Below are 22,902 nucleotides of genomic sequence, written 5' to 3'. Positions count from 1 at the left end.
CGTCAGTGCGCCGCGGACTCCCAGTCCGTGCCGACACCGACCGACACGTCGAGCGGCGCCCGCAGCCGCACCGCGGTCGACATCTCGTGGCGCAGGATGCCCTCGACCTGTTTGCGCTCACCCGCGGCGATCTCCAGCACGATTTCGTCATGCACCTGGAGGAGCATCCGGGAGGTCAGCTCCGCCTCGGTGAGCGCCTTGTCCACCTTGAGCATCGCGACCTTGACGATGTCCGCCGCCGTGCCCTGGATCGGCGCGTTGAGCGCCATCCGCTCGGCCGTCTCCCGGCGCTGGCGGTTGTCGCTGTTCAGGTCCGGCAGGTAGCGGCGGCGGCCGAAGACCGTCTCCGTGTAACCGGTGGCACGGGCCTCCTCCACCACCCGGCGCAGATAGTCGCGGACCCCGCCGAACCGCTCGAAGTAGGTGTCCATCAGGCCGCGGGCCTCGCCCGCCTCGATGTTCAGCTGCTGGGAGAGGCCGAACGCGGACAGGCCGTAGGCCAGCCCGTAGCTCATGGCCTTGATCTTGCGCCGCATCTCCGGGTCGACCGCGGTCTTCTCGACGCCGAAGACCTGCGAGGCGACCGTGGTGTGCAGGTCCTCACCGGAGGTGAACGCCTCGATCAGGCCCGCGTCCTCGGAGAGGTGGGCCATCACCCGCAGTTCGATCTGGCTGTAGTCCGCCGTCATCAGCGTCTCGAAACCCTCGCCGACGACGAAGCCGCGGCGGATCGCCCGGCCCTCGTCCGTACGGACGGGGATGTTCTGCAGATTCGGGTCGGTGGAGGACAGCCGGCCGGTCGCCGCGACCGTCTGGTTGAACGTGGTGTGGATACGCCCGTCAGCCCCGATCGTCTTGACCAGGCCCTCGACCGTCACCCGGAGCTTCGCCTGCTCGCGGTGGCGCAGCATGATGACGGGCAGCTCGTGCTCCGTCTGCGCCGCCAGCCACGCCAGCGCGTCGGCGTCCGTGGTGAAACCGGTCTTCGTCTTCTTCGTCTTCGGCAGGCCCAGCTCACCGAACAGCACTTCCTGGAGCTGCTTGGGCGAACCGAGGTTGAACTCCCGACCCACCGCCGCGTGCGCCTCCTTCACCGCCTGCTGCACGGCGCCCGCGAACTGCTGCTCCATACCCTCCAGATGGGCCCGGTCAGCCGCGATGCCGTGCCGCTCCAGGCGGGCCAGCAGGATGGACGTCGGCAGCTCCATGTCGTGGAGCAGCTCGGCCGCGCCCACCTCCTGGAGCCGGGTGGTGAACGCGTCCCCGAGATCCAGGACCGCGCGGGCCTGCGCCATCAGCGCGTCGGCCTCCGCCCGGTCGTCCGCGCCGAAGGCCAGCTGACCGTCGGAAGCGGCCGCCGGGGCCAGCTCGCGCCCCAGGTACTCCACCGCCAGGGCGTCCAGCGCGAAGGAACGCCGGCCGGGCTTGACCAGATAGGCGGCGAGCGCGGTGTCCATCGAGACGCCCTCGATCCGCCAGCCGTGCTCCGGGAAGACCCGCATGGCGCTCTTCGCGTTGTGCATGACCTTCGGCCGGCCCGCGTCCGCGATCCAGGCGGCGAACGCCTGCTCGTCGGCCTCGTCCAGCTGCGTGGGGTCGAACCAGGCGGCGGCCCCGCCCGCCGCGGCGAGCGCGATCTCGGTGACCGTGCCGCTGCCGAGCGCCCAGGTGTCGACCGTCGCGACGCCGAGCGGCTGCCCGCCGTGCTCGGCCAGCCACGGGGCGACCTCGCCCGCGCCCAGCACCGCGCCGTCCAGCTCGATGCCCGCGGCGGGCGCCGGCGCCTCGTCCTCCTTCTTGCCCGGGTCCACCGCGAGCAGCCGCTCACGCAGGCTCGGATTGCGGATCTCCAGCACATCCAGCACCCCGGTGACCGCGCTGCGGTCGTAGGGGGCGCGCTCCAGATCGCCGGGGGTCTTCGGCAGCGCGACGTCCCGGACCATCTCGGTCAGCCGCCGGTTCAGCCGCACCGCGTCCAGGTGGTCGCGGAAATTCTGCCCGGCCTTGCCCTTGACCTCCTCGGCCCGCTCCACCAGCTCGTCGAACGAACCGAACTGGTTGATCCACTTCGCGGCCGTCTTCTCACCGACCCCGGGGATGCCCGGAAGGTTGTCCGACGGGTCACCGCGCAGCGCCGCGAAATCCGGATACTGCTGGGGGGTGAGCCCGTACTTCTCCTCGACCTTCGCCGGGGTGAAGCGGGTCAGCTCCGAGACACCCTTCGTCGGGTACAGCACCGTGACGTTGTCCGTGATCAGCTGGAACGAATCCCGGTCACCGGTGACGATCAGCACTTCAAAGCCCGCCGCCTCCGCCTGGGTGGCCAGCGTGGCGATCACATCGTCCGCCTCGAAACCGTCGACCGCGAAACGGTCGGCGCGCATCGCGTCGAGCAGCTCCCCGATCAGCTCGACCTGCCCCTTGAACTCGTCCGGCGTCTTCGACCGGTTCGCCTTGTACTCGGGGAACTCCTGCGCACGCCACGTCTTGCGGGACACGTCGAACGCCACCGCGAAATGCGTCGGCGCCTCGTCACGCAGCGTGTTCGCCAGCATCGACGCGAAGCCGTACACCGCGTTCGTCGGCTGCCCCGCCCCGGTCGTGAAATTCTCCGCGGGCAGAGCGAAGAACGCCCGGTACGCCAGGGAGTGCCCGTCCATGAGGAGCAGGCGCGGTCGGTTGTCTGCCGTCTTCTTCGATGCCGTCTCAGCCACACCCCGATCCTGCCACGTACCACTGACAATCCGGACCGGCGACCGCCCCGGGCCGCCCGAGGGACCGCTCGCCGGGACGGCCTGCCGCGCCGCGTGCCAGGATCGGTGGAGCAGGAAACACGCAAGGAACCCGCAAGGAAACACGCACAGCGGACCCCACCCGGTCCGCAGCCGGCTCAAAGGGGAAAGACGATGGCCACCAAGCCGCCCGCAGGTGATCCGGTCCAGGACGCGCCGCAGGTCGAACCGGCCAAACACGCCGCCGCCGGACTGCCCGCCGTCGCCCACAGCCTGCGCATCGCCCAGCAGCAGATGGGGGTCCGCCGCACCGCGCGGACCCTCCTCAAGGTCAACCAGAAGGACGGCTTCGACTGCCCCGGCTGCGCCTGGCCGGAGGGCGACAAGCGGCACACCGCCGAGTTCTGCGAGAACGGCGCCAAGGCCGTCGCGGAAGAGGCGACACTGCGCCGCGTCACCCCGGACTTCTTCGCCGCCCACCCCGTCTCGGACCTCGCCACCCGCAGCGGCTACTGGCTCGGCCAGCAGGGACGCATCACCCAGCCCGTGTACCTGCCAGAAGGAGCCGACCACTACCAGGCCGTGACCTGGGAGCGCGCCTTCGCCATCATCGCCGAGGAACTGACCGCCCTCGGCTCCCCCGACGAAGCCCTCTTCTACACCTCCGGACGCACCAGCAACGAGGCCGCGTTCCTGCTCCAGCTGTTCGCCCGCGAATTCGGCACCAACAACCTGCCCGACTGCTCCAACATGTGCCACGAGTCGTCCGGCTCCGCGCTCACGGAGACCATCGGAGTCGGCAAGGGCTCCGTCTCCCTGGAGGACCTGCACCACGCCGACCTGATCATCGTCGCCGGACAGAACCCCGGCACCAACCACCCCCGGATGCTCTCCGCCCTGGAGAAGGCCAAATCCGCCGGAGCGAAGATCATCTCGGTGAACCCGCTGCCCGAGGCCGGCCTCGAACGGTTCAAGAACCCCCAGACCCCCCTCGGCATGGTCAAGGGCGCCGCCCTCAACGACCTCTTCCTCCAGATCCGCATCGGCGGCGACCAAGCCCTCTTCCGGCTGCTCAACAAACTGATCCTGCAGACCGAGGGCGCCGTCGACGAGACCTTCGTCGCGGAGCACACCCACGGCTACGAGGCGTTCGCGGAGGCCGCCGCGGAAGCCGACTGGGACGAGACCCTCACCGCCACCGGCCTCGACCGCGCCGCCATCGAAGAGGCCCTCGCGATGGTCCTCGCCTCCAAGCGCACCATCGTGTGCTGGGCCATGGGCCTCACCCAGCACAAGCACTCCGTGCCGACCATCCGCGAAGTCGTCAACTTCCTTCTCCTGCGCGGCAACATCGGCCGCACCGGCGCCGGGGTCTGCCCCGTGCGCGGCCACTCCAACGTCCAGGGCGACCGCACCATGGGCATCTTCGAACGGCCCGCACCCGCCTTCCTCGACGCCCTCGACAAGGAATTCGGCATCACCTCACCACGCCACCACGGCTACGACGTGGTCCGCTCCATCCAGGCCCTGCGCGACGGCGACGCCAAAGTCTTCTTCGCCATGGGCGGCAACTTCGTCGCCGCCACCCCCGACACCGACGTCACAGAGGCCGCCATGCGCAGTGCCCGCCTCACCGTCCACGTCTCCACCAAGGTCAACCGCTCCCACGCCGTCACCGGCACCCGCGCCCTGATCCTGCCCACCCTGGGCCGCACCGACAAGGACGTCCAGGCCGGCGGCAAGCAGTTCGTCACCGTCGAGGACTCCATGAGCATGGTGCACGCCTCCCGCGGCAACCTCACCCCCGCCGGCCCCCACCTGCTCTCCGAACCCGCCATCGTCGCCCGCCTCGCCCGCGCCGTCCTCGGCCCCGCCTCCACCACCCCCTGGGAAGAGTTCGAGAAGGACTACGCAACGATCCGCGACCGCATCTCCCGCGTCGTCCCCGGCTTCGAGAACTTCAACGCACGCGTCGCCCACCCCGGCGGATTCACCCTCCCGCACGGCCCCCGCGACTCCCGCCGCTTCCCCACCGCCACCGGGAAGGCCAACTTCACCGCCGCCCCCGTCGAGTTCCCCGAACTCCCCGAAGGACGGCTGCTGTTGCAGACCCTGCGCTCCCACGACCAGTACAACACCACCATCTACGGCCTCGACGACCGCTACCGAGGCATCAAGGGCGGCCGGCGCGTCGTCCTCGTCAACCCCGACGACGCCACCGCCCTCGGCCTCACCGACGGCGCCTACGCCGACCTCGTCAGCGAGTGGAAGGACGGAACCGAACGGCGCGCCCCCGGCTTCCGCGTCGTCCACTACCCCACCGCCCGGGGCTGCGCCGCCGCCTACTACCCCGAGACCAACGTCCTGGTCCCCCTCGGCTCCACCGCCGACACCAGCAACACCCCCGCCAGCAAATCCGTCGTGATCCGCTTCGAGAACGTCCGCTGACGCCCCGGGACCGGCCTCACCACACAGCCGCACTAAGCGCCCGCTCAGCCGTCTGATAAGAACAGAGCAGGAACAACGGACACCAGACGCAGCAGCGCACCACCGCAGAGAGACGGAGCCGGACCCATGGGCGAGCACACCACACCCAAGTTCCCCCAGGAGATCATCGACGAGTACGCCGCCCTCGGCGTCGACCTCCCCGCCCTGTTCTCCGCCGGACACCTCGGCGAACGCATGGGCGTACGGATCATCGAGGCCGCCGCGGACCGCGTCGTCGGCACCATGCCCGTCGAGGGCAACACCCAGCCCTACGGACTCCTGCACGGCGGCGCCTCCGCCGTCCTCGCCGAGACCCTCGGCTCCGTCGGCGCCATGCTCCACGGCGGCGCCACCAAACTCGCCGTCGGCGTCGACCTGAACTGCACCCACCACCGAGGGGCCCGCAGCGGCCTCGTCACCGGCGTCGCCACCCCCGTACACCGCGGCCGCACCACCGCCACGTACGAGATCGTCATCACCGACGAGCACGACAAGCGCGTCTGCACCGCCCGCCTCACCTGCCTCCTGCGTGACGTACCGAAGGACGCACCGCAAGGCGCACCCACGGGCAAGACCGCCTGACCACCCGACACCCCCCGCACCCCACTGCCCGGCCGGACCGCAAACCGGCCGGGCAGCGCCATATCCCCCCCACAACCACCGCCCCACGCAACACAATTGACCGGCCACACCGACCAACACCCTTGACCCCACACCCCGTTCTGTGGCCCACTCAGCAGCCACGCCCGCCCGCGCCCCCGCCACCCCGCGTCGACCACACCACCCCCGACGTAACACTGCGTAACATCCGCGCAATGTTCACCCGCCCGACGCAGCCCGAAGAACCCGGCCCCACAGGCACCGGGCGCTTTCGCGCGCACCGACGCGCCCTCCCGCACCCCCACCACGCGACAGCAGCAAGATCGGTTCAAGCCCCTTAGCAGAGCTGCGCGTTCTCAGAATGCGGTCACTTCACGCTCCAGTAAAAAGCCGTACATGTCAGCACAGCCACCTCAAGCCTTCCTCAAAGGCATAACAAGACAGTCACATCATTCGGCTGACCCATCCCCGACCCCCGCCCCTGCCCTTAGAGTCACCGCCAGTCACCGCGCCGCCGGGCGCGACTACGGCACGGCCCTGTACCAACCAGTACGGCCCGGCGAACGACACGGCACCTCAAGCAGAGGAGGCCGCGCCAGGGAAAGGACTTTTCGTGCGACACCGTTCTTTGCTCATCCTCACCACAGTGCTCACCACAGGAGCACTGACACTCACCGCCTGCGGGTCGCGCGACGACGACAAGAAGAGCAGCGACAGCGGCGGCACCCAGACCGTCGTCATCGGCGTCGACGCACCCATCACCGGTGACCTCTCCGCGCTCGGCCTCGGCATCAAGAACTCCGCCGACCTCGCCGCCAAAACGGCGAACAAGGCCAAGACCGTCCCCGGCATCAACTTCGTCGTCAAGCCCCTCGACGACCAGGCCCAGCCCTCCGTCGGCCAGCAGAACGCCCAGAAGTTCATCGACGACGACACCGTCCTCGGCGTCGTCGGCCCCCTGAACTCCGGCGTCTCCCAGTCGATGCAGAAGCCGCTCAACGACGCCAGCCTCACCCAGGTCTCCCCCGCCAACACGGGCACCGAACTGACCCAGGGCGAGAACTGGAAGACCGGCGACAAGAAGCGTCCCTTCAAGACCTTCTTCCGCACCGCCACCACCGACCAGATCCAGGGCGCCTTCGCGGCGAAGTACCTCTACAACAACGCGAAGATCAAGCAGGTCTACCTCATCGACGACCAGAAGCCCTACGGCGCCGGTCTCGCAGCCTCCTTCAAGGCGACGTTCACCAAGCTCGGCGGCAAGATCGCCGGCGCGGACCACGTCAACCCCGACGACCGCGACTTCAACGCCGTCGTCACCAAGGTCAAGAAGTCCGGCGCCAAGGCCGTCTACTACGGCGGTGAGTACCCCGCCGGCGCACCCCTGAGCCAGCAGCTCAAGGACAGCGTCAAGATCCCCCTGATGGGCGGCGACGGCATGTACAGCGCCGACTTCATCAAACTCAACAAGAAGGCCCAGGGCGACATCGCCACCTCCGTCGGCAAGCCCGTCGAAGAGCTCGACTCCGCCAAGGACTTCATCGCGAACTACAAGACGGCCGGATACAAGGACGCCTACGAGGCCTACGGCGGCGGCACCTACGACGCCACCTGGTCCATCATCGAGGCCGTCAAGATCGCCGTCGCCGACAACGACGGCAAGCTCCCCGACGACGCCCGCGAAAAGGTCCTCGCCGCCATGAGCAAGGTCAAGTTCGACGGCGTCACCGGCCCCGTCTCGTTCGACGAGTTCGGCGACACCACCAACACCATGATGACCGCCTACCAGGTCGACGGCGGCAAGTGGGTCTCCAAGCTCAGCGAGGTCTACAAGCCGTAACCAGCTCCCCGGTCACCACTGACTGACACCAGACCGCGCGGGAGCGCCGAGAGCGCTCCCGCGCGGTGCCATATCCGAACCACTCCACGGAGGCCCTGCGGTGCACGAACTGCCGCAACAGCTGGCCAATGGACTCATCCTCGGCGCGATGTACGGTCTCATCGCGATCGGTTACACGATGGTCTACGGAATCATCCAGCTCATCAACTTCGCCCACGGCGAGATCTTCATGATCGGAGGCTTCGGAGCCCTCACCGTCTACCTCTGGATGCCGGCCGGCGCCAACCTCCTCGCAATCATCCCCCTCATGATCATCGGCGGCGTCATCTGCTCCGTCGCCATCAGCGCCGCCGCCGAACGCTTCGCCTACCGGCCCCTGCGCAACGCACCACGACTGGCCCCCCTCATCACGGCCATCGGCCTCTCCCTCGCCCTCCAGCAAGCCATCTGGAAGTGGTACCCGGACGCCAAGAAGGACCGCTCCTTCCCCCAGTTCAAGGGCGACGCCCTCGACATCTTCGGCGCCCACATCCAGCGCGGCGACCTCTTCGTCCTCATCAGCGCACCCGTCTGCATGATCGCCCTCGGCCTCTTCGTCTCCAAGACCCGCGCCGGCCGAGGCATGCAGGCCACCAGCCAGGACCCCGACACCGCCAAGCTCATGGGCATCAACACCGACCGCATCATCGTCATGGCCTTCGCCATCGGTGCCGCCTTCGCAGCCGTCGCCGCCGTCGCCTACGGGCTCAAAAACGGCCAGATCGGCTTCAAAATGGGCTTCATCATGGGCCTCAAAGCCTTCACCGCAGCCGTACTCGGCGGAATCGGCAACATCTACGGCGCCATGCTCGGCGGCGTCGTACTCGGCATCGCCGAATCACTCGCCACCGGCTACATGAGCGACGTTCCCGGCATGGAACTCTTCGGCGGCGGCGCCTGGAAGGACGTATGGGCCTTCGTCCTCCTCATCATCGTCCTGCTGCTCCGCCCCCAGGGCCTGCTCGGCGAACGCGTCGCGGATCGGGCGTGATACGGATGACCACCAACACCACCACCACGCCCCCCGCCACCGCCCTGATCCCGATGCCCGCCCCCGCGGCCCGCATCGCCACCACCGCAGGCGCGGCCATCACCCTCGCGGGCACCTTCCTCGCCTGGACCTGGACCGACCAGTTCCCCGGCGACCTCACCGTCACCGGCTACCCCGGCGGCCTCCAGGTCCTCACCCTCATCGGCGCCGCACTCACCCTGCTCCTCACCCTCTCCGGGTACGGCATCCGCGGCCTCGGCTGGCTCACCCCCGGCGGCACCAACAGCCCCGTACGCCTCCTGGCACTCGGGACCTTCGGCACCACCGGCTACACCATCGGCGCCATCACCTACGACCTCGGCGGCGTCGTCAACCTCGAACCCGGCGCCTGGGTCAGCGGCATCGGCTCCCTCATCGCCGTCATCGCCGCCCACGGACTCCCCGCCGACCAGCCACTCCCCGACACCGGAACCCCGGACTCCGGCTGGCAGCGCTTCCGCAACGGCCTCGCCGCACCCTCCGCCCGCCGCGCCACCCCCCTCCCCGCCTGGGCCGAAATCCTCATCATCGCCATCACCTTCGGCATCGGCCTCTACGTCTTCGCCTACGGCGTCGACACCGACTACACCGAACTCTTCATCGGCTTCCTCATCACCGCCGCCTTCGCCTTCACCGCACTGAACCGCGCCGGACTCATCTCCCGCATCACCGCGCTGACCTCGAAGCACCGCAACATCACCCTCACCGCCGCCCTCGTCGCAGCCGTCTGCTTCCCCTTCACCCAGCAGAAAGAGGAATACGCGCTCATCGGCGCCAACATCCTCATCTTCGCGACCGTCGCACTCGGCCTGAACGTCGTCGTCGGCCTCGCCGGCCTCCTCGACCTCGGCTACGTCGCCTTCCTCGGCGTCGGCGCCTACGCCGCCGCCCTGGTCTCCGGCTCCACCATGTCGGCCATCGGCGTCGAATTCCCCTTCTGGGCCGCCGTCCTCACCGGCGCGGGAGCCTCACTCATCTTCGGCGTCCTCATCGGCGCCCCCACCCTGCGACTACGCGGCGACTACCTCGCCATCGTCACACTCGGCTTCGGTGAAATCTTCCGCCTCACCGTGAACAACCTCAACGGCAACAGCGGACCCGACCTCACCAACGGCTCCCAGGGCATCCCGAGCATCCCCGACCTCAACCTCTTCGGCATCGACTTCGGACTCAAGCACGACATCGGCGGCTTCACCCTCGGCAGGTCAGCCAACTACTACCTGCTCATGCTCGTCTTCACCGCCGTCGTCGTCCTCGTCTTCCGCCGCTCCGGAGAATCCCGCATCGGCCGCGCCTGGGTCGCCATCCGCGAGGACGAAACCGCCGCCACCGCCATGGGCATCAACGCCTTCCGGCTCAAGCTGCTCGCCTTCGCCCTCGGCGCCACCCTCGCCGGACTCGCCGGAACCGTACAGTCGCACGTCAACTACACGGTCACACCCGAGCAGTACCAGTTCGCCGGCTCCGTACCCCCGAACTCCGCGTTCCTCCTCGCCGCCGTCATCCTCGGCGGCATGGGAACCCTCAGCGGACCCCTCGTCGGCGCCGCACTGCTCTACCTCATCCCGGCCAAACTCCAGTTCATGCAGGACTACCAGCTCTTCCTCTTCGGCATCGCACTCATCCTCCTGATGCGCCTGCGCCCCGAAGGACTGGTCGCCGACCGCAGGAAGCAGCTCGAATTCCACGAGACCGACCAGCTCGACGTACCGGAACCGCGGAAGTCCGACGACGTCGACGCCGGCATCGCCAAGGCGGGGGCGTGACCACCATGACCACCACCACGAAAACCGGCACCCCCGTGCTCGACGCCAGCGGCGTCACCATGCGGTTCGGCGGCCTCACCGCCGTCCACAACGTCGACCTCACCGTCAACGCAGGCGAGATCGTCGGCCTCATCGGCCCCAACGGCGCCGGAAAGACCACCTTCTTCAACTGCCTCACCGGCCTCTACGTCCCCACCGAGGGCAAGGTCAGCTACAAGGGCACCGTCCTGCCGCCCAAACCCCACCTCGTCACCCAGGCAGGCATCGCCCGCACCTTCCAGAACATCCGGCTCTTCGCCAACATGACCGTCCTGGAGAACGTCCTCGTCGGACGCCACACCAGGACCAAGGAAGGCCTCTGGTCCGCCCTCCTGCGCCTCCCCGGCTTCACCAAGGCCGAGAACGCCAGCCGGGAACGCGCCATGGAACTCCTGGAGTTCATCGGCCTCCAGGACAAGGCCGACCACCTCGCGCGCAACCTCCCCTACGGAGACCAGCGCAAGCTGGAAATCGCCCGCGCACTCGCCAGCGACCCCGGCCTCCTCCTCCTGGACGAGCCCACCGCCGGCATGAACCCGCAGGAAACCCGGGTCACCGAAGAGCTCATCTTCGCCATCCGCGACCAGGGCATCGCCGTACTCGTCATCGAGCACGACATGCGCTTCATCTTCAACCTCTGCGACCGCGTCACCGTGCTCGTCCAGGGCGAGAAGCTCGTCGAAGGCACCTCGGACGTCGTCCAGAGCGACGAACGCGTCGTCGCCGCCTACCTCGGCACCCCCTTCGAAGGCGCCCCCGGCGCCGAGGAGATCGCCGAGGTCGAAGCCGCAGAAGCCGTCGCCACCAAGAGCACCACAACCACCACCAGCACCGAGGAGGAGGACACCCGATGACCGCACTGCTAGAGGTCGAGGACCTCCGCGTCGCCTACGGCAAGATCGAAGCCGTCAAGGGCATCTCCTTCAGCGTCGAAGCCGGCCAGGTCGTCACCCTGATCGGCACCAACGGTGCGGGCAAGACCACCACCCTGCGCACCCTCTCCGGACTGCTCAAGCCCCTCGACGGCCGCGTCCTGTTCGAGGGCAAGCCGCTGACCGGCATCCCCGCCCACAAGATCGTCGCACTGGGCCTCGCCCACTCCCCCGAGGGCCGCCACATCTTCCCCCGGCTGACGATCACCGAGAACCTCCAGCTCGGCGCCTACCTCCGCAACGACAGAGCAGGCATCGAAAAGGACATCCAGCGCGCCTACGACCTCTTCCCCATCCTCGGGGAACGCCGAAAGCAGGCCGCCGGCACCCTCTCGGGCGGCGAACAGCAGATGCTCGCCATGGGCAGGGCCCTGATGTGCCAGCCCAAGCTCCTGATGCTCGACGAACCCTCCATGGGCCTCTCCCCGATCATGATGCAGAAGATCATGGAGACCATCGTCGAGCTCAAGTCCCAGGGCACCACGATCCTGCTCGTCGAGCAGAACGCCCAGGCCGCGCTCTCCCTGGCCGACCAGGGCCACGTCATGGAGGTCGGCAAGATCGTCCTCTCCGGCACCGGCTCGGACCTCCTCCACGACGAGTCCGTCCGCAAGGCCTACCTCGGCGAGGACTGAGCCCGTACGCACATGGAGAAGGCCCGCGCCCCGGACTGCATCCGGGGCGCGGGCCTTCTCCGTACCGTACGGAGCCTGAGCTACTCTGCCGCCTTCTTCTTCTCCTCGGCGTCCTCGATCAACGCCTCGGCCAGCTGCTGCATCGACAGCCGCCGGTCCATCGACGTCTTCTGGATCCAGCGGAACGCCGCGGGCTCGGAGAGCCCGTAGTCCGTCTGCAGAATGCTCTTCGCCCGGTCCACCAGCTTCCGGGTCTCCAGCCGCTGCGACAGGTCCGCGACCTCGCCCTCCAGCGCCTTCAGCTCCGCGAACCGCGACACCGCCATCTCGATGGCCGGCACCACGTCGCTCTTGCTGAACGGCTTCACCAGGTACGCCATCGCCCCGGCGTCCCGGGCCCGCTCCACGAGGTCGCGCTGCGAGAACGCGGTGAGCATCAGGACCGGTGCGATGGACTCCTCGGCGATCTTCTCGGCGGCGGAGATCCCGTCGAGGACCGGCATCTTCACATCGAGGATGACCAGGTCCGGCTTGTGCTCCCGGGCCAGCTCGACAGCCTGCTGCCCGTCACCGGCCTCACCGACGACGGAGTACCCCTCTTCCTCCAGCATCTCTTTCAGGTCGAGGCGGATGAGCGCCTCGTCCTCAGCGATGACGACGCGGGTCGTCAGCGGCGGGACGTGCGACTTGTCGTCGTCGGACGCGTCTACGGGCTGGGGCGACTCGGGGGTGGTCACGGGGCTCCTTGGCTCAGGGCAGGTACTGCTCCCTTGAGCCTACCTAGCTGCGGTATGGTGGTCGCGCAGCGGGTCGAACGAGACCTTCGATTGTGCTAGCCCCGGTAGCCCAATTTGGCAGCAGGCAATGGATTCAAAACCCATACAGTGTCGGTTCGAGTCCGACTCGGGGCACTTTTCCTTGGATTCCAAGGTCGCAGGGAAACGCCACAGGTTCACATGATCGTGTGACTGCAATGCCGTTTCCCCTCGGAGCGTCCCGCTCGGAGCAGGCTCGGCCGTGTGTACAACCTTCAAACACGTAAGCACGCGCTGGCCCTCCTCGATCAGGGCTTCAGCCAGAACTCCGTAAGCAAGCAAACCGGCATTTCACGAGCGGCCATCCGTTCCTGGCTCGTGCGAATCGAGCCCCTCGAATACGCGCGCGGCCGCGAATGCCCTCGATGCGGTGACACGCCCGGACACCCCGACACCCCGACACCCCGGCCGCGTACGCGTACCTCCTCGGCCTCTACCTCGGCGACGGCTGTGTCAGTGCGGGCAGGCGAGGTGTCTACTCCCTCCGTATCGCGTGTGCCGACGCATGGCCCGGCCTCATCGCCGCCTGCGTCGAGGCCGTACAGATCGCGCGACCGGCCAACAAGGTGGGCCTGGTGCCAAGTCCGGGCTGTCAGTACGTCACGTGTTTCAGCAAACACTGGCCCTGCCTCTTTCCCCAGCACGGTCCCGGCAAGAAACACGAACGTGAGATCTCCCTCGTTGCCTGGCAGCAGGACATCGTTGCTGCCCACCCGTGGGAGTTCATCCGAGGCCTGATCCACTCCGACGGCTGCCGGATCACCAATTGGACAAGTCGACTCGTCAGGGGTCAGACAAGGCGCTATGAGTACCCCCGCTACTTCTTCACCAACCTGTCAGCCGACATTCTGAGTCTCTTCACGAGCACACTGGACCAGGTGGGAGTGGAGTGGAAGCAGCCGAACAGCGAGAACATCTCCGTCGCCCGACGGGCATCCGTGGCGCTCATGGATGCACACGTCGGGCCGAAATTCTGAGCTGCCCTACTTCGGGCTGTCGTCCTCACCGATGTGGTGCACGCGCACCAGGTTCGTCGAGCCCGCGACGCCGGGCGGGGAGCCGGCCGTAATGACCACGACGTCGCCCTTCCGGCAGCGGCCGATCTTCAGCAGTTCCTCGTCGACCTGGGCGACCATCGCGTCCGTCGAGTCCACGTGCGGGCCCAGGAACGTCTCCACGCCCCAGGTGAGGTTCAGCTGGGAGCGGGTGGCCGGGTCCGGGGTGAAGGCCAGGAGCGGGATGGGCGAGCGGTAGCGGGAGAGGCGCTTGACCGTGTCGCCGCTCTGGGTAAAGGCGACCAGGAACTTCGCGCCGAGGAAGTCGCCCATCTCCGCCGCCGCGCGGGCGACCGCGCCGCCCTGGGTGCGGGGCTTGTTGCGGTCGGTGAGCGGCGGGAGGCCCTTCACGAGGATGTCCTCTTCGGCGGCTTCGACGATGCGGGACATCGTGCGGACCGTCTCGATGGGGTATTTGCCGACGCTGGTCTCGCCGGAGAGCATGACCGCGTCCGTGCCGTCGATGACGGCGTTGGCGACGTCGGAGGCCTCGGCGCGGGTGGGGCGGGAGTTGTCGATCATCGAGTCGAGCATCTGGGTGGCGACGATGACCGGTTTGGCGTTGCGCTTGGCGAGCTTGACGGCGCGCTTCTGGACGATCGGCACCTGTTCCAGGGGCATTTCGACGCCGAGGTCGCCGCGGGCGACCATGATGCCGTCGAAGGCGGCGACGATGTCGTCGATGTTCTCGACGGCCTGGGGCTTCTCGACCTTGGCGATGACGGGGAGGCGGCGGCCTTCCTCGTCCATGACGCGGTGGACGGGTTCGATGTCGCGTCCGCTGCGTACGAAGGAGAGGGCGATGATGTCCGCGCCGGTGCGCAGGGCCCAGCGGAGGTCGTCGATGTCCTTTTCGGAGAGGGCGGGGACGGAGACGGCGACGCCGGGGAGGTTGAGTCCCTTGTGGTCGGAGACCATGCCGCCCTCGATGACGGTGGTGTGGACGCGGGGTCCGTCGACTCCGGTGACTTCGAGGGTGACGCGACCGTCGTCGATGAGGATGCGTTCGCCGGGGGTGACGTCGGTGTTGAGGCCTTCGTAGGTGGTGCCGCAGGTATGGCGGTCGCCTTCCATGGGTTCGACGGTGATGGTGAAGTCGTCGCCGCGTTCAAGGAGTACGGGTCCTTCGCGGAAGCGTCCGAGGCGGATCTTCGGGCCTTGAAGGTCTGCGAGGATTCCGACGCTGCGTCCGGCTTCGTCGGATGCTTTGCGTACTCGGTGGTAGCGCTCTTCGTGTTCGGCGTAGGTGCCGTGGCTGAGGTTGAGGCGGGCGATGTCCATACCCGCCTCGACCAGGGCCTTGATCTGGTCATATGTGTCGGTGGCGGGTCCTAGGGTGCAAACGATTTTTGCTCGGCGCATGGTTTGAGCCTAAACCTTACCTACGGGTAGCGAATTGGCTCGGGATGACTCCTCAACATCCTTTGAATGAAGGCTTTTTGACAAGTGTTGAATTGTGCGGCGGGGTGCTCGGATGAGCATTCTGTTCAGAGGTTCGGTGGGGTCATGATGAAGCGGGCGTTCACCTGGGCACGGACCGTTTGGCGTTGTGGTTCGAGGTCGAGTGCGGGGGCGGCTTCTGCCGGTGCGCCGGCGAATCCGCGGGGGGCGCCGTAGCCGCCGGAGGCCGGGGGCGGGGCGGGGGCGGCGTTCTCGGCGCCGAGGTCGGCCAGTTCGACGAGGGCGGCGAGCTGGGCGCCGACGGCGTCGGCGTATTCGCGGGCGCGCTGGACCGCTTCGCGTACGGCTTGGCGGCGGGCTTCGCCGTGGGCGGGTGAGCTGGGGCGCAGGGCCCACCAGGGGCCGTCGATGCGGGTCATGTCGAGGTCGGCGATGCGGGTGGTGAATTCACCGAGTGCGGTGAAGTCGCCGAGTACGGCGGTGATGTGGACGCGTCCGAGGTAGGCGCGGATCTTCTCGTCGCGGCCGCGCTGGGTGAGTTCGGGGGTGATGGAGAAGGCGCCGGTTTCGAGTTTCTCGACGGCTTCTCCATAGGTGCGGGCGAGTTCGAGGACGGTGGTGTTGCGTCGGGTGAGGTCTTCGAGGGCGGCGCGGCGGTCTTTTCCGCGGGCGCTGACGGTGATGACGACGCGGGCGATCTCGGGGTCGATCTCCAGTCGGGCTTCGCCGCGGACGGCGAGGCGGGGGTGGTCGGGGGTGCCGTAGGAGTACGGGGTGTCGGTCATGGGTCAACTGTCGCACTCGGGTACGACAGCCGGTGGTCATCGAAACGAGACCTGCTGGGGGTGTTGCCGGGTGTGGTGCGTGGGTGATTATCTACGCGCGTTGTTCACGCGGGTGCGAGGTCTACGCGCGTTGTGCGGCGAGAGCACTGGGTACGGACGAGAACTGAGATGTGGGAGACGAGATGCCGCTGAACCGAAGGACGTTCCTGGGCACATCGGCCGCGGCGGGTGCCGGTGTCGCGATCGTGGGCGGTGGAGCGGTTCCTGCCGAGGCGCACGGTCACGGGCATGGGCACGGACACGGTCATGGTCATGGGCGTCCGCAGAAGCGGTACTCGTTCACTGTGATGGGCACGACGGATCTGCACGGTAACGTCTTCAACTGGGACTACTTCACGGACCAGGAGTTCGACGACAAGGATCACAACGACGTCGGTCTGGCGAAGATCTCGACGCTGGTGGAGCAGGTGCGTCGGGAGAAGGGCCGTCACAACACCCTGATGATCGATGCGGGTGACACGATCCAGGGCACGCAGTTGTCGTACTACTACGCGAAGATCGATCCGATCACCGCGAAGCGTGGTCCGGTGCATCCGATGGCGCAGGCGATGAACGTGATCGGCTACGACGCCGCGGCGCTGGGCAACCATGAGTTCAACTACGGCATTCCGGTGCTGCGCAGGTTCGAGGAGCAGTGTGACTTCCCGCTGCTGGGTGCGAACGCGCTGGACGCGAAGACGCTGAAGCCGGCGTTCGCGCCGTATGTGATCAAGAAGCTGCGTACGCCGCACGGCCGGGATGTGAAGGTGGCGATCCTGGGGCTGACGAATCCGGGTATCGCCATCTGGGACAAGGTGAACGTCGGCGGCAAGATGGTGTTCCCGGGGCTTGAGGAGCAGGCGGCGAAGTTCGTGCCCCGGCTGCGCTCGATGGGTGCGGATGTGGTGATCGTGTCGGCGCATTCGGGGAACAGCGGGACGTCGTCGTACGGGGATCAGATTCCGTACGTGGAGAATGCCGCGGGTCTGGTGGCGGAGCAGGTGCCGGGGATCGACGCGATTCTGGTGGGTCACGCGCATCTGGAGATTCCCGAGTACTTCGTGGAGAACAAGGAGACCGGTAAGAAGGTCGTACTCTCCGAGCCGTTGAAGTGGGGGCAGCGGCTGACGCTGTTCGACTTCGATCTGGTGTGGGAGAAGGGCCGCTGGGTGGTCGAGAAGGCCGGTTCGCAGGTGCTGAACTCCAACACGGCGGCGGAGGACAAGCGGATCACGCGGCTGCTGGCGGACGAGCACAAGAAGGTCGTGGCGTACGTCAACCAGGTGATCGGTACGTCGACGGCGGCGATGACGACGGCCGAGGCGGCGTGGAAGGACGAGCCGATCATCGATCTGATCAATGTGGTTCAGGCGGAGACGGTGAAGGAGGCGTTGGCGGGTGGTGAGTACGCGTCGCTTCCGGTGCTGTCGCAGGCGTCCTGCTTCTCGCGTACGGCGCAGATCCCGGCCGGTGATGTGACGATCAAGGATGCGGCAGGTCTGTATCCGTTCGAGAACACCCTTGAGGCGCGGTTGGTGACGGGGGCGCAGGTCAAGGATTATCTGGAGTTCTCGGCGCGGTATTACGTGCAGACGGCGGCCGGTGCTCCGGTGGATACGGCGAAGCTGACGAACGCGGACAACACGCCGGATTACAACTATGACGCGGTGTCGGGTCTGACGTATGAGATCGACATCGCGAAGCCGAATGGTTCGCGGATTGTCGGTCTTTCGTTCCAGGGTAAGGCGATTGATCCGGCGGCGCAGTTCGTGCTGGCGGTGAACAACTACCGGGCGAGTGGTGGGGGCAACTTCCCGCATGTGCCGGGTGCGAAGCAGTTGTGGGCGAATTCGGAGGAGATCCGGAACACCATTATCGCGTGGGTGCAGGCGAAGGGTTCGGTGGACGGTGCGCAGTTCGCTTCGGTGGACTGGCGGCTGACGCGGGACGGTACGCCGGTGTTCTAGGGCTCGGGCCTTTCTGGGTCTGTGGTTCTTCTGGGTCTGTGGTGGGGCGGCCGTCTCCTTTCCTTGTGGGGGGGGAGCGGCCGCTTCTCTGTGTGCCGGGGTGGGGCGGGGGGGGGTGCCTCTATGTCCTTCGTCAAGGCGGCCCTGTCGGGTTTGGTGTGGTTCGGGTTGCTGGGGTTATGCGGCGAGCTCGATGTCCTTCGGTGTCCGGGATTCGTAGAAGGTGCCGTCGCGGAGCATGGCGGACAGGACGCTGATGCGTTGGCGGGCGAGGCGGAGGAGGGCTTGGGTGTGGGTTTTGCCGCGGGCTCGTTGTCTGTCGTAGTAGGTCCGGGAGGCCGGATCGGCGTTCATGCAGGCGAAGGCGGAGAGGAACATCGCGCGTTTGAGCTGGCGGTTGCCGCCTCGGGGTGCGTGTTCGCCGTGGATCGAGGTGCCCGACGACTTTGTCGTCGGTGCGAGGCCGGCGTAGGAGGCCAGGTGTGCGGCGGTGGGGAAGCTGGTGCCGTCGCCGACGGTGGTCAGCAGGACAGCGGCGGTCCTGACGCCGACGCCGGGCATCGAGGTCAGGACCTGGGAAAGAGGGTGGGCCTCCAGCAGGGCGTTGATCTGGGCTTCCATAGCCCGGCGTTGGGTGTGCACGGCGGTCAGGGAAGCGGCCAGGGAGGGGACGACGATGTCGAGGGTGCCGGTGCCCGGGACGACGACGGTCTGCTCGTCGAGCGCGTCGAAGACCTCATCGATCAGTCGAGCGGCCATGCGTGGGGCCTTCGGGCGGATCAGTTCCACGAGCCGGCTGCGGCCGGCCTTGCGCAGGGCGGCCGGGGAGCCGTAACGCTCCAGGAGCCAGGTGACGGCTTGGTGGTCCAGGCGCGGTCCCAGGACGCGTTCCAGGGAGGGGTGGAACTGGGTGAGCAGGCCGCGTATCCGGTTGCTGGTGCGGGTGGCCTCGGCGGCGAGGTCCTGGTCGAAGCCGGTCAGTACGGTCAGCTCGGCGGTGATCTCGTCGGTCAGTTCGAGCGAGCGCAGGGTGTGCGGCATGGTTCGTGCGGCGTCCGCGATGACGGCTGCGTCCTTGGCGTCGGTCTTGGCCTCTCCTGGGTAGAGGTCGGCGATGCGCCGCATCGCCAGGCCGGGCAGGTAGGCGACGCGGCAGCCGGCATCGCGGGCGACGGCCAGGGGCAGGGCGCCGATCGAGGCGGGCTGGTCCACGATGACCAGGACGGTGCCGAACTTCGCGGTCAGCTTGTCGAACACGGCCCGCAGCTTGGGTTCGCTGTTGGGCAGCGGCTTGTCGAAAACCTTCTTCCCGGTCGGGGTGAGTCCGTGTCCGTGGTGGGCGGACTTGCCGACGTCCAGGCCGAGGAACACGCCCACGTCTTCGATCTCGAACATCGCGCCCTTCCAGGGGTTTTGACGGTGCTGGCCTCGGCTCGGGTGTCGTGCTCGCGCATCCACGTTATGCAGACCTGCCGCCCGCGAGCTGTCCGGCGTTGCGCCGGACCGGACGGTGGCCGGACCTCTGATCAGCGTCTCCGACGAATACCCCCGGGCCCGGTGACACCACCCCCCAGGTCATGTCTTCGACAGGGGGACACAGTCATGCCGGGCCCGGAGGCCAGCGGCCCCATTGCAGGACCGCGAAAAACATAACGGGGGGAGCGGCCGCTTCTCTGTGTGCCGGGGTGGGGCGGGGGGGTGTCAGTTGCTCTGGACGAGTGGGGTGTGGGTGGGGGCTTGGGTGGGGATGTTCGGGGTGTGCGGGGTGAGGCCGAAGGTGGTGAAGGCGGTGCGTTGCGGCAGGTGGTAGGCGGTGGTGCCGGTGAGGTTGTTGAGGATGGTGGCGCTGCGCCAGGCGGCGAGGCCGAGGTCGGGGGCGCCGACGCCGTGGGTGTGGCGTTCGGCGTTCTGTACGTAGATGTTGCCGGTGATGGCGGGGTCCAGTTCGAGGCGGAACTGCTCGTCGATGCGGGGGCGGCCGGAGCTGTCGCGGCGCAGGCGGGTGCGGAGGCCGTCGAGCATCTGGTCGAGGGGGCGTTCGCGGTAGCCGGTGGCGAGGACGACGGCGTCGGTGGTGAGGCGGGAGCAGGTGCCTTGCTGGGTGTGTTCGAGGTGGAGTTCGACGCGGGTGGTGGCGACGCGGCCCGCGGTGCGGACGCGGACGCCGGGGGTGAGGGTGGCGTCGGGCCAGCCGCCGTGGAGGGTGCGGCGGTAGAGCTCTTCGTGAATGGCGGTGATGGTGTCGTGGTCGATGCCCTTGTGGAGTTGCCATTGGTGGGGGACGAGTTCGTCGCGTACGGGTTCGGGGAGGGCGTGGAAGTAGCGGGTGTAGTCGGGGGTGAAGTGTTCGAGGCCCAGTTTGGAGTACTCCATGGGTGCGAAGGCGGGGGTGCGGGCGAGCCAGTGGAGTTTTTCGTGTCCGGCGGGGCGGGCGCGCAGCAGGTCGAGGAAGATTTCGGCGCCGGACTGGCCTGAGCCGATGACGGTGATGTGTTCGGCGTTGAGGAGTTGTTCGCGGTGGTGGAGGTAGTCGGCGGAGTGGATGACGGGGACTGATCCGGCTTCCGCGAGGGGTTTGAGGGGTTCGGGGATGTGGGGTTCGGTGCCGACGCCGAGGGCGATGTGGCGGGTGTGGGCGCGGCCGAGGGCTTCGGCTTCGCCGTGGGCGTCGAGTTGGGTGAAGTCGACTTCGAAGAGGGCGCGTTCGGTGTTCCAGCGGATGGCGTCGACCTGGTGGCCGAAGTGGAGGCCGGGGAGTTGTTCGGTGACCCAGCGGCAGTAGGCGTCGTATTCGGCGCGTTGGATGTGGAAGCGCTCGGCGAAGTAGAAGGGGAAGAGCCGGTCGCGGGTGCGTAGGTAGTTGAGGAAGGTCCAGGGGCTGGTGGGGTCGGCGAGGGTGACGAGGTCTGCGAGGAAGGGGACTTGGAGGCTGGCGCCGTCGATGAGGAGGCCTGGGTGCCAGTGGAAGGCGGGGCGTTGTTCGTAGAAGGCGGCGGCGAGGGGGTGGGGGATGCCGTGGGCGAGGGCGGCGAGGGAGAGGTTGAAGGGGCCGATGCCGATGCCGACGAGGTCGTGGGGCTGGTCGGTGTCGGGTGCGGGCCGGTCGGGCCTGGGTGGCCGGGCTGTCATCGGGGGGTGCTGCCTTCCGTGATCTCTGTGGCGAGGTGGGTGACAAGGTCGAGCAGTTTGCTGAGGTCGTGGGGGGTGGTGTGGGGGTTGAGGAGGGTGGCTTTGAACCAGAGGCGGCCGTGGGCGTGGGTGCGGCCGAGTACGGCGTGGCCGCGGGTGAGGAGGGTGCGGCGGATGGTGGCGACGGTGTGGTCGGGGGCGTCGGTGGGGCGGAAGAGGACGGTGGAGATGGTGGGGTGGTCGTAGAGGTCGAGGGTGGGGGTTTTGGTGATGAGGTCGGCCAGGTGGTGGGCGGCGGCGCAGGTGCGGTCGATGAGGTCGGCCAGTCCGGTGCGGCCGAGGGCCTGGAGGGTGACGGCGATCTTGAGTGCGTCGGGGCGGCGGGTGGTGCGCAGGGAGCGGCCGAGGAGGTCGGGGAGGCCGGCTTCGGTGTCGTCGTCGGCGTTGAGGTAGGGGGCGTGGTGGTGGAGGGCGTCGAGGTGGTGGTGGTCCGGGACGGCGAGGATGCCTGCGGAGGCGGGTTGCCAGCCGAGTTTGTGCAGGTCGAGGGTGACGCTGTGGGCGCGGTCGAGGCCGTGGACCTTGTTGCGGTGGGTGGGGCTGAAGAGGAGGGGGCCGCCGTAGGCGGCGTCGATGTGGAGTTCGGCGCCGTGGGTGGTGCAGAGGGCCGCGATTTCGGCGAGGGGGTCGATCTGGCCGGTGTCGGTGGTGCCTGCGGTGGCGGTGACGAGGACGGGGGTGCCGGGTCGCTCGCGGAGGCGGGTGAGGGTGTTGTCGAGGGCGGTGAGGTCCATGACGCCGGTGGGGGCGGGGATGGTGAGGGGTGTGGGGAGGCCGAGGAGCCAGGCGGCGCGGGTGATGCTGTGGTGGGCGTTGGCGCCGCTGATGGTCTGGATGGGGCCGTGGCGTTCGCGGGCGAGGAGCAGCGCGAGTTGGTTGGCTTCGGTGCCGCCGGTGGTGACGAGGGCGTCGGGTGCGGTGTGGTGGGGGTAGATCTCGGCGGCGAGTGCGGTGGTGAGGTCGGCTTCGAGGGCGGAGGCGGCGGGGGCCTGGTCCCAGGAGTCCATGGAGGGGTTGAGGGCAGATGCGGCGAGGTCGGCTGCGGCGGCGAGGGCGAGGGGCGGGGTGTGGAGGTGTGCCGCGCAGAGTGGGTCTGCGGGGTCCGCCGCGCCTTCGGTGAGGGCGGTGATGAGGGTGGTGAGTGCGTGGTGGGCGCCGGTGCCCTGGTCGGGGATGACGGGGTGCAGGGCGGTGCGGAGGTGGGGGGTGACGGTGTCGGGGCCGCCTGCGGGGAGGGGGCCGTCGCGTCGGCGGGCGCCGTCGTGGAGTGCGGTGAGCACGGTGTCGATGAGGGGGCGCAGAGCGGCGGGGCCGGTGGTGCCTCCGGCGAGGGGCGGGGTGGGCATGGAGGTGGTGGCCCTTCGGAGCGCATGGGTGGACATCCCAGCTTGTCCGGGTTTTGGGTGGCGTGGCCGGTGAGTGCGGTGATCTGAACTCGAAAGGGGGATGGATGTGCGAGGGGGGCGGGTTGGTGGCGGTTGGGGTGGTATGGGTGCGTGGCCGTGATGGGGTGCTTGGCCGGGGCTCTGACGCTCGGGCGGGCGTGGGGGC

General features: G+C 68.1%; 15 protein-coding genes, 1 tRNA gene and 1 pseudogene. 10 read left to right on the top strand and 7 right to left on the bottom strand.

Features of this window, described 5'->3' with window-relative positions:
* Positions 1-2: 2 nt before the first annotated feature.
* On the bottom strand, positions 3-2,714 hold the full coding sequence (gene polA, locus RLT59_RS29880) for a DNA polymerase I (protein ID WP_311306278.1): 2,712 nt from the start codon (positions 2,712-2,714) through the stop codon (positions 3-5).
* Positions 2,715-2,906: 192 nt separating this feature from the next.
* Here polA and RLT59_RS29875 point away from each other — a divergent pair, with 192 nt between their 5' ends.
* The 7 genes from RLT59_RS29875 (at position 2,907) to RLT59_RS29845 (ending at position 12,100) form a co-directional block, all read left to right on the top strand.
* The gene (locus RLT59_RS29875; protein WP_311306277.1) at positions 2,907-5,180 is read left to right on the top strand and encodes an FdhF/YdeP family oxidoreductase; all 2,274 of its coding nucleotides are present in this window, start codon (positions 2,907-2,909) and stop codon (positions 5,178-5,180) included.
* A gap of 126 nt (positions 5,181-5,306) precedes the next feature.
* Complete coding sequence (locus RLT59_RS29870; protein ID WP_311306276.1) at positions 5,307-5,801, top strand: PaaI family thioesterase; 495 nt, start codon at positions 5,307-5,309, stop codon at positions 5,799-5,801.
* 646 nt (positions 5,802-6,447) lie between these two features.
* On the top strand, positions 6,448-7,659 hold the full coding sequence (locus tag RLT59_RS29865) for a branched-chain amino acid ABC transporter substrate-binding protein (protein WP_311307905.1): 1,212 nt from the start codon (positions 6,448-6,450) through the stop codon (positions 7,657-7,659).
* Positions 7,660-7,759: 100 nt separating this feature from the next.
* Positions 7,760-8,689 carry a branched-chain amino acid ABC transporter permease gene (locus tag RLT59_RS29860; protein ID WP_024492782.1) on the top strand — a complete coding sequence of 310 codons (930 nt, stop codon included), beginning with the start codon at positions 7,760-7,762 and terminating at the stop codon, positions 8,687-8,689.
* 5 nt (positions 8,690-8,694) lie between these two features.
* The gene (locus RLT59_RS29855) at positions 8,695-10,494 is read left to right on the top strand and encodes a branched-chain amino acid ABC transporter permease (RefSeq protein ID WP_311306275.1); all 1,800 of its coding nucleotides are present in this window, start codon (positions 8,695-8,697) and stop codon (positions 10,492-10,494) included.
* 5 nt (positions 10,495-10,499) lie between these two features.
* Positions 10,500-11,387, top strand: coding sequence for an ABC transporter ATP-binding protein (locus RLT59_RS29850; protein ID WP_311307904.1), 888 nt, complete (start codon positions 10,500-10,502; stop codon positions 11,385-11,387).
* Positions 11,384-12,100, top strand: coding sequence for an ABC transporter ATP-binding protein (locus RLT59_RS29845; RefSeq protein WP_311306274.1), 717 nt, complete (start codon positions 11,384-11,386; stop codon positions 12,098-12,100). Before RLT59_RS29850 ends, RLT59_RS29845 begins: the two co-directional genes overlap by 4 nt.
* 80 nt (positions 12,101-12,180) lie before the next feature.
* On the opposite strand, the gene RLT59_RS29840 is transcribed toward RLT59_RS29845, so the two are convergent.
* Positions 12,181-12,837, bottom strand: coding sequence for an ANTAR domain-containing response regulator (locus tag RLT59_RS29840; RefSeq protein ID WP_024492786.1), 657 nt, complete (start codon positions 12,835-12,837; stop codon positions 12,181-12,183).
* Between the two features lie 98 nt (positions 12,838-12,935).
* Between RLT59_RS29840 and RLT59_RS29835 the strand changes: the two genes are divergently transcribed.
* Positions 12,936-13,011 (top strand) — tRNA-Leu (locus tag RLT59_RS29835).
* A gap of 108 nt (positions 13,012-13,119) precedes the next feature.
* Positions 13,120-13,892 (top strand): annotated as a pseudogene (locus tag RLT59_RS29830) (transcriptional regulator).
* A 6-nt stretch (positions 13,893-13,898) separates the two neighbouring features.
* Here the strand turns inward: RLT59_RS29830 and pyk are convergent.
* Both pyk and RLT59_RS29820 read right to left on the bottom strand, forming a co-directional pair.
* On the bottom strand, positions 13,899-15,332 hold the full coding sequence (gene pyk / locus RLT59_RS29825) for a pyruvate kinase (protein WP_311306273.1): 1,434 nt from the start codon (positions 15,330-15,332) through the stop codon (positions 13,899-13,901).
* A 125-nt stretch (positions 15,333-15,457) separates the two neighbouring features.
* Positions 15,458-16,156: an SIMPL domain-containing protein gene (locus RLT59_RS29820; protein WP_311306272.1), complete on the bottom strand. Its 699-nt coding sequence runs from the start codon at positions 16,154-16,156 to the stop codon at positions 15,458-15,460.
* Between the two features lie 182 nt (positions 16,157-16,338).
* On the opposite strand from RLT59_RS29820, the gene RLT59_RS29815 reads away from it, so the two are divergent.
* Positions 16,339-18,162, top strand: coding sequence for a bifunctional metallophosphatase/5'-nucleotidase (locus RLT59_RS29815; protein ID WP_311306271.1), 1,824 nt, complete (start codon positions 16,339-16,341; stop codon positions 18,160-18,162).
* 177 nt (positions 18,163-18,339) lie between these two features.
* Here the strand turns inward: RLT59_RS29815 and RLT59_RS29810 are convergent, their stop codons facing one another.
* The 3 genes from RLT59_RS29810 to RLT59_RS29800 all read right to left on the bottom strand — a co-directional run bounded on the left by RLT59_RS29810 (position 18,340) and on the right by RLT59_RS29800 (position 22,697).
* On the bottom strand, positions 18,340-19,557 hold the full coding sequence (locus RLT59_RS29810; RefSeq protein WP_311306270.1) for an IS110 family RNA-guided transposase: 1,218 nt from the start codon (positions 19,555-19,557) through the stop codon (positions 18,340-18,342).
* Positions 19,558-19,863: 306 nt separating this feature from the next.
* Positions 19,864-21,291: a lysine N(6)-hydroxylase/L-ornithine N(5)-oxygenase family protein gene (locus RLT59_RS29805; protein WP_311306269.1), complete on the bottom strand. Its 1,428-nt coding sequence runs from the start codon at positions 21,289-21,291 to the stop codon at positions 19,864-19,866.
* Complete coding sequence (locus tag RLT59_RS29800; protein WP_311306268.1) at positions 21,288-22,697, bottom strand: pyridoxal phosphate-dependent decarboxylase family protein; 1,410 nt, start codon at positions 22,695-22,697, stop codon at positions 21,288-21,290. The genes RLT59_RS29805 and RLT59_RS29800 overlap by 4 nt, the downstream gene beginning before the upstream one ends.
* Positions 22,698-22,902: the final 205 nt, after the last annotated feature.

The organism is Streptomyces sp. ITFR-6 (assembly GCF_031844725.1).
In the GTDB taxonomy this organism is placed as follows: domain Bacteria; phylum Actinomycetota; class Actinomycetes; order Streptomycetales; family Streptomycetaceae; genus Streptomyces.
Note: the sequence above shows the minus strand (reverse complement) of the source record. Positions and strands in the feature narration are given on the sequence as shown.